This is a genomic window from Mycobacterium sp. E2989 (assembly GCF_001667595.1).
GTDB lineage: Bacteria > Actinomycetota > Actinomycetes > Mycobacteriales > Mycobacteriaceae > Mycobacterium.
Genome location: NZ_LZJX01000051.1, coordinates 34350 through 50364, shown reverse-complemented (window position 1 = coordinate 50364; position 16015 = coordinate 34350). Strand labels below are relative to the sequence as shown.

Here is a 16015-nt window from a genome sequence, read left to right as displayed (position 1 = left end):
GTGTCGGTCAGCCGAGGATGGGGAGCCGGCGCGCAGCGGCGAGTCGCTTGAGCGCCGCCTCCATGACGGCGCGCACGTGCGCGTCCACCTCGTCGACGTCGGGGTTGTCACCGAACTGGTCGACGACGTCGATCGGTTCGAGCACCTCGGTGACGATCTTGGCGGGCAGCGGCAGGTTGGGCGGGAAGACCACGCTGAGGCCGAACGGGAACCCGAAGCTGACCGGCAGGATGTCCATGCGCGCCTTGGTCAGGCCCAATTTGCGCGCCATCCAGTTGCCGCGGGTCAAGAAGAGCTGAGTTTCCTGGGCACCGATCGAAACCGTGGGCACGATCGGCACCCCGGCCTCGATGGCCGTCCGCACGTAGCCGGTGCGGCCGTTGAAGTCGATGGTGTTGGCGCTGAAGGTGGGCCGGTAGGAGTCGTAGTCGCCGCCCGGGAAGACCAGCACCACCGCGCCGGAATGCAGGGCGGCGGCGGCGTTTTCGCGGCTGGCCTCGATGACCCCAAGGCGGCGCAGCCAGCCGTCCAGGGGACCCAGGAAGAGGCCGTAGTGGCCCAGCGTGTAGACGGGGCGGTCGTAACCGAATCTCTCGTAGAACGCCGGGGAGAAGATCAACACGTCCGGGGTCAGCATGCCGCCGGAGTGGTTGGACACCACTAGCGCTCCACCGGAGGAGGGGACGTTGTCGATGTTGCGCACCTCGGCCCGGTACCACCGTTTGATGACCGGTCCGATTGCCCTGACGACCTGCTCGGTGAAGGCCGGATCCCACTTGGTGGTCTCCTGGTTGTCGGCCACCTCAACCCCGTTGCCCTTCATGGCTCCCCGCTGTCGTGTTCCCGCCATTTGCCGTGGATTGCCGATGTGACGCAGATCTCAAACCCGCCGCCTGCACAACATAGGTTACTCTCCAAAAAGAAGAATGTCATATCCGTTTGCTGGGACGCCGGGTCACCCGGCGTCGCGCACCAGGGGGTGCGCCGTAGGCAGTTCGGCGGCGGGGCTCAAGTCGCCGAAGAGGTCGATCGCGTCCGCGATGGTGCGGTCGACAAAGGCGCTGAAATCTTCGAAGGAAACGGTGTCGCGGATCCAGTGCGACCTGCGCGCCACTACGCCGATCCGTTGCGGGTCGGAGGACCCGTGCACGATCGCGGTCACCTCGCGCTCCTGGCGGTTCCACGTATCCGAGAAATGCGTCAGCCACGGGCGTTCGGAGGCAGGGAAAAAGCAGGCCGGCATCACCCGAATGATCAGCACGTCGCCGTGCTCGGGTGAGATCTCGAGATGCACGTGCAGGCGCCTCGAGGCGGACGAGTGGGCGTTGGCGACGAAGAAGTATTCACCGTCGTGGTGGCCACGGAAGTAGCGTCGCCCGCGGGTGCGCAGGTAACGCTCGACCAGCTTCGCGCAGGTGGGCTCTTTCGCCATGAAAACATGCTGCGGCCAGTGGCTTTGCGGATGCTGGGAGGCAGGCCATGAGGCACCGAAGAATCAGTTGAGAATTTGCTGAGCGGGGGCTGCTCCTCGACACGACCGAGGGCGGCGGGCGGTCGCTCGGATTACCCTGACGCCAACGATTTCGTCCAGCCGCAGGGGAGCCGAGCATGGGGTTCGGGGTGGAGCGCATCGATCACGTCGTGCTGAACTGCAAAGACGTCCAGCAGACCGCGGCCTGGTACGAGCGGGTGCTCGGCATGCGGCGAGAGACATTCGGCTCGTCCGGCCGGATCGCTCTGCGGTTCGGGGATCAGAAACTCAATCTGCGGCCGGTCGGTGCCCTGGCCGACGATCCGGACTGGGTCACCGGAGCCGTGGAAGCCGCCGGTTCGGAGGATTTGTGCTTCATCACCCGAAGCAACCCCGATGAGGTGCGCGCCCACCTGCTCGAGTGCGGCGTCCACATCGTCGCGGGTCCGGTGACCAAAACCGGTGCCCTGGGATCGATGACCTCGCACTATTGCCGCGACGTCGACGGGAATCTGGTCGAGATCGCCGTCTACTGAACGGATTTGATGGGATATAAGGCCGGTAGATTCACCACGACGGCCTCCTGGGTGCTGCGCGCGATGACCACCTCGGCCGGTGTGGTCGGGTGGGGGTTTTCCTCGCGGTGCGGCAGGTACGGCGGGATGAAGACGTAGTCGCCGGGTGAAGTCGCGATGCGCACCTCGCGCGTGCCGTCGTGAAACACGAATTCGGGGTGCCCGCTGCGGACATAGATCGCGGTTTCCGAATCGCCGTGATGGTGGTTGGACGAAACGGTCGAGGGCATCGCGTGGGTCTCGCCCATCCAGAGCTTCTCGGCGCCCACCGTCGCGCCACTGAGGGCCGCGAAGCGGCGGAGTCCCTCCGATTGGGCGGTGTCGGAGCTGATATCCGACGCCTTGACGTGGTGCACCCGGGTGCGGGCGGCCGCCGTCGTCGTCTTGTCGAAATCCGGATGGAATCCGTCTGCGGTGGACATGGGTCAATTATGGTCCGACACATCCCGATACGCCTCGAGGAGCCGCAGCCACAGTTCGCTGACCGTCGGGAAACAGGGGACCGCATGCCACAAGCGGTCGATGGGCACTTGGCCGGCGACGGCGATGGTGGCGGAATGAAGCATCTCGGTGACCCCTGGCCCGACCAACGTGACCCCGAGTAGACATGCCCGATCGATATCGACCACCATGCGCGCCCGACCGGTGTACCCGTCCGCGTAGAGCTTGGCCCCCTTCACCGCGTCGCCGACTTCGACGTCCACCGTGCGCACCCGGAGCCCCGCCCTCTCGGCCTGCCGCGCCGTCAGACCGACGGCGGCAGCTTCCGGATCGGTAAAGAACGCCTGCGGCACGGCGTAATGATCGGCGGTGGTGGCATGCCTTCCCCACGGCGCGGTGTCCAATGCGGTGCCCGCCGCGCGCGCACCGATCGCCGCGCCCGCGATGCGGCCCTGGTACTTGCCCTGATGTGTCAGCAGCGCTCGGTGATTGACGTCGCCCGCCGCGTAGAGCCACCCGTCCTCGATCGCACGGACTCGGCATGTGTCGTCGACGTCCAGCCAGTCGCCCGGGTTCAGGCCGACGGTCTGAAGGCCGATGTCGTCGGTCAGTGGCGCGCGGCCCGTCGCGAAAAGCACCTCGCTCATCTGTAATTCGGAGCCGTCATCCAATTCGAGCGTTACCTGCCCGCCGTCTGACCGGTGCAATCCACGCACGGATACGCCGACGCGCACGTCCACGCCCGCATCGGCCAAGCCACGATGGATGAGTTCGCCCACGAAGGGTTCCATCCGTGGGAGTAGGCCCGTCCCCCTTGCGAGGAGGGTCACGTGGGATCCCAATCCGTGCCATGCGGTGGCCATTTCGACGCCCACGCCGCCGGCCCCCACGACCGCGAGCGCCGCGGGGACGTAGCTGCTGTCGGTCGCTCGACGGTTCGTCCACGGCCTCGCGCCCTCGATGCCGGGCAGATCGGGAAGGACCGGTCGGCTTCCGGTGCAAACCACGACGGCGTGCCGTGCGGTCAACACCGTCACCTGGCCATCGGAAGCGGTGACGGCGACTCGGCGGGCGCCATCCAGCCGGCCGTGGCCGCGCACAAGGGTGGCGCCGATTCCGCTCACCCACTCGGCCTGCCCGCTGTCATCCCAGTCGGTGGCATAGCGGTCCCGACGAGAAAACACTCCTGACGGATTGATCGGTCCGCTGACCGCCTCTCGTGCGCCGTCTACCCGGCGGGCATCCGAGACGGCGATCACCGGTCGAAGCATGGCTTTGCTGGGCACGCAGGCCCAGTAGGAACATTCGCCGCCGACGAGTTCGCGTTCGACCAGCGCGACGCTCAGGTCCGCTGCCCGGGCGCGTTCCGCGGCATTCTGACCGACCGGACCGGCACCGAGAACGACGACGTCAAAATCCCGTTCCTTATCTGCTGCCACTGTCGGTCCTTCCGGTGTCTCGCAGTTGGGTGAGTTCACGGGCCAACTGACGCATGTCGCCCACCACGAGGTCAGGTTGGGGCAGACCCTCGACCGGCAGCGGTGGATTGCCCGGCCGCGCGATGAGCGCAGCGCGGAAGCCGACGTTTTGGGCGCCGAGGAGATCCCACGGGTGCGCGGCCACCATCATGCAGTCGGCCGGCGCCACCCCGAGTGTTTCGCACGCGTACCGGTACACGGCAGGCGCCGGTTTGAAGGCGCGGCGGGCGTCGACGCTCAATTGCTGTTCGAAGAATTCGGCCAGGCCGGAATTCTGCAATGCCGTCGGCCCGTCAGCGTTGGGTGGCGAATTGGTCAGCGTCACCAGATGAAAGCCGTCGTCGCGTAACGCGGTCAGCCCGTGCGCGACATCCGGGTGCGCCGGCATGGTGAGCAGGCCGGTTTTGAGGCGGTCCAGGTCGTCGTCGGAGACGTCGACGTGGCGCATGTCGCCCACCATGCGCAGCACGCCCTGGGCGAGCGTGGAGAAGGTCACGTAATTGTCCGCCAGGGTCACCGACATCGAGTACATGATCAGCTGGGCGAACCATTCGCGAAGCACCCGCTCGTCACCGAATAGGTCGACGAAAAGCGGTGCCAGTGAAGCGATGTCCAGCAGCGTCTCGTTGACGTCGAAGACCAGGACGTTCGGTGTGGGCATGGCTAGGCCTCGACGTTCTTCAGTGTGGGAACGTCGGGCCGTAGATACCCGATCAAACACAGACAAATTAAAGTCATTCCGAGCAACGGCCACCACAGCGCGGCCACACCGGCTGTCGTGAATACGCCGACCGTGATGAACGACCTCATCCGCATCAGCCTGCGCATCCGGTCGGTGAGGTCCTCGTGAGCGGGCCTATCGACCAATTCTCGGCACAGCGCCAGATAGGTGACGTTGACCAGAACGAAGACGAACGCGTACAAGGCCACCGGGGCGGCCGCGAGCCGACTGTCGGCGATCCACTCGGTGGTGATCGGAATGAGCGACACGGAAAACAGGTGCGCGAAATTCGACCACACCAGCCGCGGTGTCGCCAGCTCCGCGTAACTGAGCAAGTGATGGTGGTTGACCCACACGATCGCGATGAACAAGTAGCTGACCACGTAACTCAAACCCGTGGGCCATAGCGGTAGCAGAGCTCCGAAGCTGTGCGCGGTCGGTGGTTTGAGCTCGAGCACCAAGATTGTGATGAGCACCGCGAACACACCGTCGGAGAACGCTCCCACCCGGTCCGCGCTGGTTTTCCTCGTGACCATGACGTCTCCTTAGGCCGACTGGTGGTTTCGTTCCTGCAGCACCCAGGCATTGCCGTCGGGATCGCGAAAATCCGCGAAGCTCGCATAGTCGGCGCGACCAGGATCCGGACCGGGACGAAACCCGCCGCGCCAACCATCCTCGGTGTCCTTGTGCCGGAGGGCGCTAACGACCACACCGCGATCGACCAGCTCCGCCCGGCAACGCTCGATATCGTCAACAACCAGATACAGGCCCCGCAGAGAACCGGGTGTAGCGTCGGTCAAGCCGACGCCGAATTGGATTGAGGTGCGCGATCCATCGGGTGTCAGCTGGACTACCCGGAAGTCGGGCGTTGGGGCGTAATCGACGTCGAGATGGAAGCCGACCCGGTCGCGGTAAAACCGCAGCGAGCGATCGGGATCCGCCACGGGCAAAACGACCACTTCCAGGGAAGCCATCATGACGTTGTGCCGGTTGGGTTCTCGCCTAAGACCTCGTCTGTGTCGAGCCCGCGGTCGACACCGTGGGGGATGACGGTCTGGCCAGGCTCGAGCTGCAGCTGTCTGCCGTCGAGATATACGTCTATTTTGTCCGGCTCGAAGGACACCAGGTCGGTAACGCGCGTCACCTCACGCCAGGCGTTCCGATAGGACCACGCTGCGCGCTTGCGGCCGCCGATGTCGTAGTAGGAGCAAATTCCCTTGTAGGGGCAAAAGGTTTGAGTGTCAACGAGTTCAAGGGCAGACTCGTCGATATCGGGACGTGGCACGTACCAGCGTGGCGCAAAACCGGATTCGTACAAGGCGAGCGGGCGCCGAGTATCGGCAATCACCCGGCCGCCGTCACGAACAATGAGATGCCTTGATGTGGACCTGATGTCAATCCGGTGATAGGCGTCCGCGGCATGCCCGACGATCCGCTCGTCCTCTTCATAAAAGGCGTCCATGGCGCGCCAAGCGAATGCCAGGCGCCCGTCGAGTACCGAGGCGTGTGGCGGCAGCGCGGTGTGTTGCCATGCCGCGTGGCTCGCTTCTCGCTCTGCAACTTTGACGCTGAACCACTGTGTGTCGCCCAGGTCCTTATGCTGCGTCAGCCGGTCCTCGGCCAGCAGGACTCCGTCCTCGATATCGCCGGCCGGGAAGTAGGCAACCGGATAACGGCCCGGCTCGTGTAGCAGCACCACATCCTGGCTGTCGGCGACCCACCTGTCGGCGAGGCGAACTCGCATGCGTCTCCGCAGCGGCTCGGCGTACAACAGTCGCGCCGGCAACGGCTGCTGAGTCAGAAAGTGCCCCACCGATCCCGTGGCCAGCGGGCCTTGCTGCCATGCCAGCCCCATATCCATGCCTTTCGCTTGAAACCCCTTGCGCAGCAGGTCGCTTCACTGCATCACAACGACCATCTTGCCGCCGGCCTCTCCGGCTTCCATCGCTTGATGCGCCTCGCGAATCTGGTCGAATCTGAATACGCGAGACGGCTTGGCTTGCAGCGTGCCCTCGGCTACCTGTCGCGCGATGTCTTGCAGGGGAACATCCGACAGCGGAAATCCGGGAGTCCCGAAGACGAAGCTGCCGAAGAAATTCCAGTTGACACCGCTGGCCATGCGAAGCAACGGGTTGAAATCCCCGATGGGCTCGAGGCCGCCCAGCCATCCCGCAAGGCAGGCCGTGCCGCCGCGGCGCAGCATGTCGAGGGAGTCCAGAATGGTGCTGTTGCCGACCAGGTCCAGGACGGCGTCGATCCGCTTGCTTTCGGCGATGTGGGCGGCCAAATCACGTCTTTCCAGCTCTACGCGCGATGAACCCAGCTCCTCCAACATGGCGAACCGGCCGCGGTTCCGCGTGGTGGCGACGACGCGCGCCCCCGCACCGACCGCCAGCTTGAGCGCCGCCTGACCAAGGGACGATGTCGCACCGCGCAGCACCAGCGTCTGCCCGGCCTTCAGGTTGAGGTTGCGGAAAAGGCATGTCCAAGCGACCGCGTAGGTTTCGGGCATCGCCGCCAAATCCGCCCACGGCAGATCGGCTTCCATGAGGGCGACGTTCGTCGCCCGGACGCGGGTGTATTGCGCGTAACTGCCATTGATCGTTCTTCCCAAGCCGCCCATCAACGCCGCGACCTTGGCGCCCACCGGGAACTCGCCACCGGGACACGACTCAACGACACCGACGCATTCGATGCCGCTGACTTCCGCGGCTTGAGCCCATTCTCCCCGGCGCATGTGCATCTCGGCGTGGTTGATGCCGAACGCCTTGACTTCGATCACGACTTCGCCGTCCTTTGGCAACGGCTTGGGGATGTCGGCGTAGACCAGGCTGTCCAGACCGCCGAACCCCTTGAGGATGATCGCGCGCATGGTTTCGCCGCCGGGCCGCTCGCGTACCACTGCGGGCGAGCTGGTGAGCGCGGGGTGATCGGTGGCGGACAGTGCTGCGGCCCTCCCCAAATCGTTAGTCCGGCTTGGCAAACCGACGCGCGAAGCCGGACTGCACCAATGCTACGCGGCTGTCAGCAGGAACTGAATGGGCCGGCTGACCCAATTATTATGGGCTACTCATCCCAATCTGTCCAGTGCAGCCGGCGTCCTTACGTCCCGCGACACCGCGCCGGTGCAGATCGTTTATTGCGCCTCTGCGGGGTGAACGAGCGGACATAGGTGACGGCGGCGTTGACGGCGGCCCGCAGCGGCTCAGGATCTGCGGTGGCGTACGTCAACATCGCGCCGCCCTGATGGGCGACGACCAGCGACACCGCCAGATGTCGCGGGTCTGCGTCGGACCGCAGATCGCCCCGCTGACTCATCGCCGTGAGGCCCGCCTCGAAGAGCTCGATCCACTGGTCGTAGCCGTCGGAGAGCTCGGCGTGAATTTCGTCGTCGGCGTCGATCAGCTCGCCCGCCAAAGATCCGTAGACGCAACCACCTACGCGGTATACGGCGTCGATGTCGGCGATGCAGGCGTCGGCCCATGCCTGCAGGGTGTCAATGCTGTCGAGGGCGCCCATCGACGGCTGGGCGTGGAAGGCCAGGACGTCGGAGCGGCGGCTGGCAACGACCTGACGGGTCAAGTCGCGCTTGTCCCGGAAGTAGTGCGCGATCTGGGAACCGCCCACCCCGGCCGCACGCCGCACCTGCTCGATGCTGGTGTTGGCGACGCCGCGCTCGAACATGAGACGCGCGGCGACCTCGACGATGCGCGCGCGAGTCGCCAGTCCCTTGCGGGTGAATCGTACCGGCCCACCATCACTCATCGTGGGCCGTGAGTGACGCCGGCGACGCGGCGGGGGTCGGGCGACCCGCTCATTGGGATCGGTGGCGAAGCTGCGCAGATAGTTGATCGCGAAGCGAACCGCGTCCGCGTGCGGCCATTCCGCCCGGTAGGTGAAGGCCAAGGTGCCGCCGCCCTGATGAGCGGCGACGATGACCAACGCCAACCGTCGAGGATCGGCCTCTTTGACCAAGATGCCGTCACGCTTCATTCGCTGGATCGCCGCTTCGAGCAGCTCGACCCACTGCCAATAGCCGGCCGCCAGCGTTTCGCGCGTCGAGTCGTCCGACTTCGCCAATTGCGCCGCAAGCGCGTGATAGGTGGGCGTGCCGCAGAACCCGATGCGCCTGAGGTATCGCATGTTGAGGTCGATCCACCGCTCGAAGTCGTCGAACGACGTCAGACCTCCGAGCTTGGGCTGTCGGTGAAAGTCGAGAACCACCCCGATCTGACGCCGGATGACCGCGCGAATCAGAGCGCTCTTGTCGGTGAAGTAATGGGCGAGCTGGGAACCGCTGACCGACGCCGCCCTGCGGACGTTTTCCATGTTCGACGCGGACAGGCCCTCGGTGACGATCAATTGGGCGGCCGCTTCCAAGATGCGATTGCGGGTGGCACGTCCCTTGGCGGTCAAGCGTTGTTCATCTTGAACGTCGGGACTAGCCATCGCGTCAGGCTAACTCGCGAGCAGCCGGAACTATGGGATATCCAACCCATTGATGGCGCGACGCCAACGGGTCCTCAGCCGGTCATGTCGACCGTGGTGAGGAAGTCGCGGATCAGCGCGGCGACCTGGTCCAGTGCGGACTCCAGCAGGAAGTGACCACCGTCGAGCAGGTGGATCTTGGCATTCGGGAGATCGTCGGCGAACGCCTCCGCACCGGCGGGGCCGAAGATTTCGTCCCCGCGGCCCCACACCGCCAGCAGCGGAACCTGGGTGGCGCGGAAGTATTCGTGCAAACGGGGGTAGAGCGGCGCATTGGTGGCGTAGTCGCGCAACAGTTTCAGCTGCACCAGGTCGTTACCCGGTCGCGATATCTGGGCGTAGTCGTGCTGCCAGGAGTCGGGGTCGACGAGCGTCTCGTCGGGAACCCCGGTGAGGTACTGCCACCGGGTTGCCTCCAGCGTGAGGAACTGCCGTACCGGCGCCTCGGTGTCGGGAGTCTGTTCGCGTTGGTAGGCCTGCACAACCTTCCAGAAGCTGTCGACGAATCCCGCGTCATAGCCGTTGCCGTTCTGGGTGATGATCGCCGTGATCGCCGACGGGTCGCGTATCGCCAGCCGCCAGCCGATCGGCGCGCCGTAGTCCTGGACGTAGATGGCGTATCTGTGGATGCCGATCGAGTGCAAAAGCTCCGCGGTGAGGCCGGTCAGCGCGTCGAAGGTGTAGTCGAATTCCCGCACGGACGGCGCATCGGAAAGCCCGAAGCCCAGGTGATCCGGAGCGACGACATGGTAGCGGTCGGCGAGCGCAGGAATTAGATGCCGGAACATGTAGGAGCTGGTCGGAAACCCGTGCAGCAGCACCAGCGCGGGAGCGTTCGGGTCGCCCGCTTCGCGGAAGAAAAGCCGGTGACCGTCGACGGTGGCGTATCGATGATGGACTGCCGGCATGGTTCCCCCTTAAGGGTTTTCACCCTCGAAACATTGACGATTATGGGTTATGCAACCCAGTATGCACCAGAGCAAGCCTGGTGCGACAGTCCCGCCTCGGGTTGCCCTTCGGGCCGGAGGAGAATATTGTGGGCTGGCTATCCCACTTGCCGGGCCCGGAGGTGACACCGTGGGCAAGCTGGTCTCGGTGAACGTCGGCTTGCCGAAAAGCGTGCAGTGGCACGACAAGACGGTTTACACCGGGATCTGGAAAACGCCGGTCGAAGGCCCGGTCATGGTGCGCCGCCTGAACATCGACGGCGACGGCCAGGGCGATCTGGCCGGCCATGGTGGTGAGCAGCGCGCCGTCATGGTGTACCAGACCGAGTCGTACGACTTCTGGAAGAACTACTTGGGTCGCGACGACCTTGTACCCGGCCACTTCGGGGAGAACTTCACGGTTACCGGGCTGCCCGACACCGATGTGTGCATCGGCGACCGCTACCAGATCGGCGAAGCCGAGTTCGAGGTCAGCCAGCCCCGCGTCACCTGCTTCCGCGTCGGTCTGCGGATGAACGAACCCAGAATGCCGAACCTGCTTGTCTCCCAACGTCGCCCAGGATTCTACTTCCGGGTGATCACCGAGGGACGGGTCCGCGCGGGTGACGACATCGTGCGGACCCGACGTGGTCGCCACAAGCTCAGCGTCGCCGACGTCGACGCCTTGTTGTACCTGCCGAACCGGAACCTTGCCCTGCTGCCCAAGGCCGTCGACGTCCCCGCGCTCAGCCCCGGCTGGCAGCAATCGTTCCGGGACATGTTGGACCAGGAATCGGCGGCCGAGGCCCCTGCAACACAACCGGCGTGGGACGGGTTCAGGCCCTTGCGCGTCACTGCGGTACGCCGGGAAAGCCCAGAGGTGATGTCCATCCAACTGGACAGCGACGACCATGTCGCTCTGCCGCCGCCGCTGCCCGGGCAATACCTGACCGTGCGGGTTCCCGCCGGCGCACCGGCGCCGCTGCGCAGTTACTCCCTGTCCGGAGAGCCCGGCTCGGGGCAATACCGCATCAGCGTCAAACGCGAAGAGCACGGTCTGGTGAGCCGCTGGCTGCACGAGCACATCGCGGTTGGCTCCGTTCTCGAGGCCGCCGCCCCGCGGGGCGACTTCTACCTCACCGACGGTGATGGTCCCGTGTTGCTGATGTCGGCGGGAATCGGGATCACCCCGGTCTTGGCGATGTTGCATGCGCTTTCGGCGACCGGCAGCGACCGCGACATCTGGTGGGTGTACACCACCCGCAATCAGGAAACGCAAGCATTCGCAGCCGAGGTCGCCGAACTGCTCGGATCGTTGCCGGGCTCTCGGCAGTCGGTCTTATACACCCAAACGCAGGGGCGGTTGGACCGATCGGCCATTGCGGAGCTGGGAATTCCGGCCGACGTCACCGCCTACCTTTGCGGCCCAACCCAATTCATGACCGACATGCGCGAGGCCCTGGCGGCCGGCGGTCTTGCCCCCGAGCGCATCCATAGCGAACTCTTCGGTGCGCTGCCGCCGATCAACCCGGGCATCGTCGACGACGGCCCCCGCCAGCCCCCACATCTTCCGGCGGGACCACCGGGAACGGGTCCGTCAATCACGTTCGCCCGCAGCGGTTTGACGGTCACCTGGTCATCGCAATACGGAAGCATCCTCGAGCTGGCCGAAGCATGCGACGTGCCCACCCGGTTCTCCTGCAGAAGCGGCGTCTGTCACGTGTGTGTCACCGCAGTGGTCGCGGGGAGCGCCACCTACGTCCAGCAACCTCTGGAGCCGCCCGAGCAGGGGTCCGTGCTCGTGTGCTCGGCGGCCCCGGCCAGCGATCTGGTGCTCGACCTGTGACGAAAAGCACTGCCTCAGGCGGTAATTGCGCGCTGGCCGCCGCTAGCCTGCAACACCGCACCGTTGACGTAACTTGCGGCGGCTGACGCGAGAAACAGCACCGCGCTTGCGATTTCGCTCGCCTCGGCCGGCCGTTTCAGCGCGGTGGTGGCGCCAATGGCTTCCAGCATGCCCGGTATGACGGCGACTCCAGGGGTATCCGTCGGCCCCGCGGCCAACGCGTTGACTCGGACGCCCGACCGGCCGAATTCGTCCGCCCAGACCCGCGTGAACTGCTCCAGGCCGGCCTTGGTTGCGCCGTAGATACCCGCACCGCTCGCCGGCACCGAGGCCGCGACGGTGCTCACGTTGACCACCGCGCCGCCGCCGCGCTCGACCATGCCCGGGACTAGTTGCTGGACCAAAATGTACGGGGCGCGCAGGTTCACGTTCACGTGCTCGTCGAACGCCGCATCGTCGGTGTCCGCGGTCGCGCCGAACCGGTAGATGCCGGCGTTGTTGATCAGAATGTCGACCGCTCCCGCCTCGGCGGCCAGGCGGCGCACATCGTCGCCGTCATTGAGATCGGCTGCGACGAAACGTGCGCTGCCGCCTGTGTTTTCGATATCGCGCACCGTCTTTGCGCCGCGTTCAGCGCTGCGCCCGTGCACAATCACCTCGACCCCGCGTTCGGCCAGTTGTATCGCGATTTCGCGGCCGATGCCGGAGGTCGCTCCAGTCACTAACGCGGTGGACCCGGCCATCGTTGCTGCCATCGAACCCTGCCTTCAAAAGAAGTTCACTTGCCTCCCCGTCAGCAGCGGCTCGCCGGCATTTATTCCTTACGACGTCAGCGGGACCGACGCCTCCGCGGTGTAGCACAGGAAGGTCAGCGTCTCCTGCAGATACAGCTGAACGGTGTCCGCATCATGGCTGGTGTATCCGATCGAGACGTCCGTCCCGAGCTGCAGATCGAAGTCGCCACCGCGGGTGGTCAGCACGAAGGCACCGTCGATGGCCGGCGCCCAGATGATGTCCCCGGGGACCAGCCGGTCGATGTGCTCGAGGATCGGATAGCCGTGTTCGGTGGTCTCGCTGACCTTCGTGTAGACGTCGGCGGACAGCAGCACCGAATACGGGCCGTCGACGCCGGCCAGCCGCAACTCGGAAATGGCCTGGGTGATGACGTCGGGAATCTCGCGTGGATCGGCCGGCAGGGTCAGCGCCTTGTTCGAGCTGGCGGACCGGATGCCCTCGATCGAGGCGGCGGCGTATCCCTCGAAGATGGCGCGGTCTTCCACGAACGCCAGCTTCTTGGCGGCCTCCTTGACCGGGTCCCAGTCGGAGTCCTGGGCGCCCCGTTCGACGTTGTCGATCTCGTAACGCGACAGGGTGAACGGAACGCGAAGCCGGACAAGGGGTTTACTCGCTCGCACGTGAGCCTCGACGCCTTCGGAGGGCGAAGCGATGTCGATCAATCGCCCGGTGCTGACGCCGGCGGTGACCGGCCCGCCCGGCTCGCTGACGTCGACCACCCGCCGCCCGGCGACATGGCGTTTGAAGGTCCGGGCCGCCTCGGTCTCGATTTCCTCCCAAGCGGCGTCGGTGACCGGTGCCAGGTCGCGGTAGAGGTTGTTCATGAAGCTGTTCCTTTCAGGCTGCCGATCGCAAGTGAGCCGTTTTGTGCCGCAGGTGTTTCCGCTACCGGCGCTGCCGGAAGTGGCGGTGGATCGTCGAGGAAGTCGACGGTTGGGGAGAAGAACAGACCGCCGGTGACCGCGGTGGAAAATTCCAGGATGCGGTCGGTGTTGCCGGGCGGGTCGCCCAGAAACATGTTGCGCAGCAGGCGTTCGGTGACCCGTGGCGTACGGGAATACCCGATGAAGTAGGTGCCGTACTCGCCCTTGCCGAGTTCACCGAAGGGCATGTTGTGCCGCACGATCTTCAACTCGGTGCCGTCCTCGTCGGTGATGACGTTGAGGGCGATGTGGGAGTTGGCCGGCTTCTCGTCGTCGTCGAGTTCGAGGTTTTCCAGCTTGGTGCGGCCGATCACCAATTCCTGCTCGTTGACGGATAACGAGTTCCACGAAGACATCTCGTGCAGATACTTCTGCACGTGCACGTAGCACGAGCCTTCGAATTCGGGATCCTCGGCGCCGATGGCGGTGGCGCTGACGGCCAGCGGGCCGTCCGGGTTTTCGGTGCCGTCGACGAAGCCCAACAGGTCGCGGTTGTCGAAATAGCGGAATCCGTGCACCTCGTCGACGACGGTGACGGCGCCCGCCATCGACCGCAGGATGCGGTCGGCCAACTCGAAGCAGACGTCCAGGCTCTCGGCCCGGATGTGAAACAGTAGGTCCCCCGGCGTGGCCGGAGCGGTGTGCTGCGGGCCCGTCAGTTCGACGAACGGGTGCAACTCGGCGGGACGCGGCCCCGAGAACAAACGATCCCAGGCGTGCGAGCCGATGGAGGCGATGGCCGACAACCGTTTCGGCGGCTCGCGAAACCCGATCGCGCGCACCAGCCCGGAAATGTCGGGCAGCGCATCATGCACCGTGGCTTCTCCGCCCTCGTCAATCGTCACCACCAGGAAGACCGCCGCGGGCGTCAACGGCTCGAGGATCGGCTGCGGCTGGACGGGAGGCACATGGGCGACCCTAGCGTGGCGACGGTGAGCGCCGGAAGGGCGCGATCAAGGAGCCGCGCAATGAGACCTAGCGTGGCGACGGTGAGCGCCGGAAGGGCGCGATCAAGGAGCCGCGCAATGGGACCTAGCGTGGCGACGGTGAGCGCCGGAAGCCATGATGATCATCATGTCGGCCAGCGCCGCAGGCCTCTGCGATTTCATCGACGCTTCTCCGTCGCCATTTCACGTCTGCGCCACGGTGGCCGCGCGGCTGACGGCCGCCGGGTACACCGAACTGAGCGAGGCTAAACGCTGGCCGGAGGAACCGGGCCGCTACTTCACGGTGCGGGCCGGCTCGCTGGTCGCCTGGAATTCCGAGGGGGCCGACGGTCCGTTCCGCATCGTCGGCGCGCACACCGACAGCCCGAACCTGCGGGTCAAGCAGCACCCGGACCGGGTGGTCGCCGGTTGGCGCGTGGTGGCGCTCGAGCCCTACGGCGGGGCGTGGCTGAACTCCTGGCTCGATCGCGACCTGGGTATCAGCGGACGGTTGTCGCTGCGCGCCGGCGCTGGGATCGAGCACCGGCTGGTCCGGATCGACGAGCCGATTCTGCGGGTGCCGCAGCTGGCCATTCACCTCGCGGAGGACCGCAAATCGCTGACGCTGGATCCGCAGCGGCACGTCAACGCGGTCTGGGGCGTCGGTGCGGACACCAAGTCGTTTGTCGACTACGTCGCCGAACGCGCCGGGGTGGACCCGACCGGCGTGCTCGCCGCCGATCTGATGACCCACGACCTGACCCCGTCGACCATCGTCGGCGCCGGAGGCGACCTGCTCAGCGCGCCCCGGCTGGACAACCAAGCCAGTTGTTACGCGGGGATGGAGGCGCTGTTGGCCGCCGAGCCGCGGGGTTTCCTGCCCGTGTTGGTGCTCTTCGACCACGAGGAGGTCGGGTCCTCCTCCGACCATGGCGCCCAGTCAGACCTGCTCGGCACGGTTCTGGAGCGGATCGTGCTCGCGGCCGGCGGCACCCGCGAGGATTTCCTACGTCGGCTGCCCGACTCGTTGCTGGCGTCGGCCGACATGGCGCACGCCACGCACCCCAACTACCCCGAGCGGCACGAGCCCGGCCACCTGATCGAGGCCAACGCCGGGCCGGTGCTCAAGGTTCACCCGAACCTGCGTTACGCCACCGACGGACGGACCGCCGCGGCCTTCGCGCTGGCCTGCCAGCAGGCCGGGGTCGCGCTGCAGCGTTATGAGCACCGCGCCGACCTGCCGTGCGGGTCGACGATCGGGCCGCTGGCCTCGGCGCGGACCGGCATCCCCACCGTCGACGTGGGTGCCGCGCAGCTGGCGATGCACTCCGCGCGGGAGTTGATGGGCGCCCAGGACGTGGCCGCGTACGCGGCGGCGATGCGCGCGTTCTTTTCGCCTGAGCCTTCGTGAGCGATAGAGCCCAG

Annotated in this window: 17 protein-coding genes; 3 read left to right on the top strand and 14 right to left on the bottom strand. The window is 65.9% G+C overall.

Going from position 1 to position 16015, the window contains the following annotated elements:
* Positions 1-7: 7 nt before the first annotated feature.
* Together A5680_RS10060 and A5680_RS10055 are read right to left on the bottom strand one after the other, a co-directional pair.
* A complete protein-coding gene (locus A5680_RS10060; RefSeq protein WP_067818827.1) occupies positions 8-823 on the bottom strand; it encodes a lysophospholipid acyltransferase family protein in 816 nt (271 codons plus the stop codon).
* A gap of 132 nt (positions 824-955) precedes the next feature.
* The gene (locus tag A5680_RS10055; RefSeq protein ID WP_067818825.1) at positions 956-1432 is read right to left on the bottom strand and encodes a hypothetical protein; all 477 of its coding nucleotides are present in this window, start codon (positions 1430-1432) and stop codon (positions 956-958) included.
* 176 nt (positions 1433-1608) lie between these two features.
* Here A5680_RS10055 and A5680_RS10050 point away from each other — a divergent pair, with 176 nt between their 5' ends.
* Positions 1609-2007 (top strand): VOC family protein, encoded by a 399-nt coding sequence (locus A5680_RS10050; RefSeq protein WP_067818823.1) that lies wholly within the window; start codon positions 1609-1611, stop codon positions 2005-2007.
* Here the strand turns inward: A5680_RS10050 and A5680_RS10045 are convergent.
* The 9 genes from A5680_RS10045 to A5680_RS10005 form a co-directional block, all read right to left on the bottom strand.
* Positions 2001-2468, bottom strand: coding sequence for a cupin domain-containing protein (locus A5680_RS10045; RefSeq protein WP_067818820.1), 468 nt, complete (start codon positions 2466-2468; stop codon positions 2001-2003). The two genes, A5680_RS10050 and A5680_RS10045, sit on opposite strands and share 7 nt — an antisense overlap.
* 3 nt (positions 2469-2471) lie before the next feature.
* The gene (locus tag A5680_RS10040; protein ID WP_197499763.1) at positions 2472-3965 is read right to left on the bottom strand and encodes an NAD(P)/FAD-dependent oxidoreductase; all 1494 of its coding nucleotides are present in this window, start codon (positions 3963-3965) and stop codon (positions 2472-2474) included.
* The gene (locus A5680_RS10035) at positions 3913-4626 is read right to left on the bottom strand and encodes a haloacid dehalogenase type II (RefSeq protein ID WP_067818815.1); all 714 of its coding nucleotides are present in this window, start codon (positions 4624-4626) and stop codon (positions 3913-3915) included. Before A5680_RS10035 ends, A5680_RS10040 begins: the two co-directional genes overlap by 53 nt.
* Before the next feature lie 2 nt (positions 4627-4628).
* Positions 4629-5222 carry a TMEM175 family protein gene (locus A5680_RS10030; RefSeq protein ID WP_067818812.1) on the bottom strand — a complete coding sequence of 198 codons (594 nt, stop codon included), beginning with the start codon at positions 5220-5222 and terminating at the stop codon, positions 4629-4631.
* Positions 5223-5231: 9 nt separating this feature from the next.
* Positions 5232-5663 carry a VOC family protein gene (locus tag A5680_RS10025; RefSeq protein ID WP_067818809.1) on the bottom strand — a complete coding sequence of 144 codons (432 nt, stop codon included), beginning with the start codon at positions 5661-5663 and terminating at the stop codon, positions 5232-5234.
* Positions 5660-6541, bottom strand: coding sequence for a DUF427 domain-containing protein (locus A5680_RS10020; protein WP_067818894.1), 882 nt, complete (start codon positions 6539-6541; stop codon positions 5660-5662). The genes A5680_RS10025 and A5680_RS10020 overlap by 4 nt, the downstream gene beginning before the upstream one ends.
* A 42-nt stretch (positions 6542-6583) precedes the next feature.
* Entirely contained in the window at positions 6584-7630 is a 1047-nt protein-coding gene (locus tag A5680_RS10015; RefSeq protein ID WP_067818891.1) for a zinc-binding alcohol dehydrogenase family protein, read from the bottom strand.
* A 158-nt stretch (positions 7631-7788) separates the two neighbouring features.
* On the bottom strand, positions 7789-9135 hold the full coding sequence (locus A5680_RS10010; RefSeq protein ID WP_067818806.1) for a TetR/AcrR family transcriptional regulator: 1347 nt from the start codon (positions 9133-9135) through the stop codon (positions 7789-7791).
* Positions 9136-9209: 74 nt separating this feature from the next.
* The gene (locus tag A5680_RS10005; protein WP_067818803.1) at positions 9210-10082 is read right to left on the bottom strand and encodes an alpha/beta fold hydrolase; all 873 of its coding nucleotides are present in this window, start codon (positions 10080-10082) and stop codon (positions 9210-9212) included.
* Between the two features lie 169 nt (positions 10083-10251).
* Between A5680_RS10005 and A5680_RS10000 the strand changes: the two genes are divergently transcribed.
* Positions 10252-11946: an MOSC and FAD-binding oxidoreductase domain-containing protein gene (locus tag A5680_RS10000; protein WP_067818800.1), complete on the top strand. Its 1695-nt coding sequence runs from the start codon at positions 10252-10254 to the stop codon at positions 11944-11946.
* A gap of 14 nt (positions 11947-11960) precedes the next feature.
* Here the strand turns inward: A5680_RS10000 and A5680_RS09995 are convergent, their stop codons facing one another.
* The 3 genes from A5680_RS09995 to A5680_RS09985 all read right to left on the bottom strand — a co-directional run bounded on the left by A5680_RS09995 (position 11961) and on the right by A5680_RS09985 (position 14572).
* Complete coding sequence (locus tag A5680_RS09995; protein WP_067818798.1) at positions 11961-12701, bottom strand: SDR family NAD(P)-dependent oxidoreductase; 741 nt, start codon at positions 12699-12701, stop codon at positions 11961-11963.
* Between the two features lie 66 nt (positions 12702-12767).
* Positions 12768-13565 (bottom strand): family 1 encapsulin nanocompartment shell protein, encoded by a 798-nt coding sequence (locus A5680_RS09990; RefSeq protein ID WP_055401786.1) that lies wholly within the window; start codon positions 13563-13565, stop codon positions 12768-12770.
* Positions 13562-14572, bottom strand: a complete 1011-nt coding sequence (locus A5680_RS09985; protein ID WP_055401787.1) for a Dyp-type peroxidase — start codon at positions 14570-14572, stop codon at positions 13562-13564. Before A5680_RS09985 ends, A5680_RS09990 begins: the two co-directional genes overlap by 4 nt.
* Before the next feature lie 166 nt (positions 14573-14738).
* Between A5680_RS09985 and A5680_RS09980 the strand changes: the two genes are divergently transcribed.
* A complete protein-coding gene (locus A5680_RS09980; protein WP_082970328.1) occupies positions 14739-16001 on the top strand; it encodes a M18 family aminopeptidase in 1263 nt (420 codons plus the stop codon).
* Positions 16002-16015 lie beyond the last annotated feature (14 nt).